At 66.0% G+C, this 1,197-nt stretch carries 1 pseudogene; it reads right to left on the bottom strand.

The features are described from left to right. A pseudogene (locus ACFVJQ_RS46050) lies at positions 1 to 1,153 on the bottom strand (IS3 family transposase); the annotation flags it as partial. Between the last annotated feature and the right edge of the window lie 44 nt (positions 1,154 to 1,197).

The raw sequence follows: 1,197 nt of genomic DNA, 5'->3' as shown, positions 1-1,197 counted from the left end.
TGGTTGTACCAGTCGACCCACTCCGCGGTGGCGAGTTCGACGTGTGAGAGCGTCTTCCAGGGCCGCATCGGTTTGATGACCTCGGTCTTGTACAGGCCGATCGTCGACTCCATGAGGGCGTTGTCGTACGCGTCGCCGACCGAGCCGATAGAGGCCGCGATCTGGGCCGCATCGAGGTGTTCGGCCAGGCGGAACGACGTGTATTGCGACCCCGCATCCGAGTGGTGAACCAGCTCGCCGGGCACGGGTGGGCGGCCTTCGCGGTCTCGCTGCCACAGGCCCATGTCCAGTGCGTCCAAGACGAGTTGGGACTCCTTCGACATCGACGCGGACCAGCCGACGATGCGGCGGGAGAAGGTGTCCACGACGAAGGCGACGTACACGACGCCCGCCCAAGCGGCGACGTGAGTGAAGTCGGCTACCCAGGTGCGGTTGGGGGCCGGGGCGACGAAGTCACGGTCCAGGCGGTCCGGGGCCCTGGTGGCGGCCGGGTCCGGAAAGGTGGTGATCACCTTCTTGCCGCGCACCGCGCCAGCGATGCCGATCTCGCGCATCAGGCGTTCGACGGTGCAGCGGGCCACGTCGTGGCCCTGCCGGTTCAGTGCCCGCCAGATCTTCCGGGCCCCGTATACGCGGTAGTTGGTCTCGTGGACCTCCTTGATCAGGGTCTTGAGTTCCTCGTCCCGCACCGATCGCGGCGAGGGTGATGTGAGGCGTTTCTTGCAGGCGTAGTAGGTGGAGAGGGCGATCTTGCAACCGTGCTGGGTCAGCACGCGACAGATCGGCTCGACACCGCCGAAGCGGTCCCGGTGCTCGTCGATGAACGCTACGAGCGTGTGTGTGGCCGGTCGAGCTCGGCCGCGAAGAAACTTGCCGCAGCCTTCAGGATCTCGTTGGCCCGCCTGAGCTCGGCGATCTCCTTCTTCATCGCTTTAATCTGCTCGGACTCCTCCGTCGTCGTCCCCGGACGCTGCCCGGAGTCGATCTGGTCCTGCCGGACCCACTTGCGCAGCGTCTCGCGCGAGCCGATGCCCAGCTTCACCATGACCGCGTTGATCGCGGCGGACTCGGTCGGGTAGTCACCGCGGACCTCGGCGACCATGCGCACCGCACGCTTGCGCAGCTCAGGTGGGTAGGAGGAGGGACGTGCCATGACTCTGATCCTTACATGGAATCGAGTCTCCATTCGAACCGGGG

This window comes from Streptomyces sp. NPDC127197 (genome assembly GCF_042672405.1).
Lineage (GTDB): Bacteria > Actinomycetota > Actinomycetes > Streptomycetales > Streptomycetaceae > Streptomyces > Streptomyces flavusporus.
This window is presented reverse-complemented; position numbering and strand designations above follow the sequence as displayed.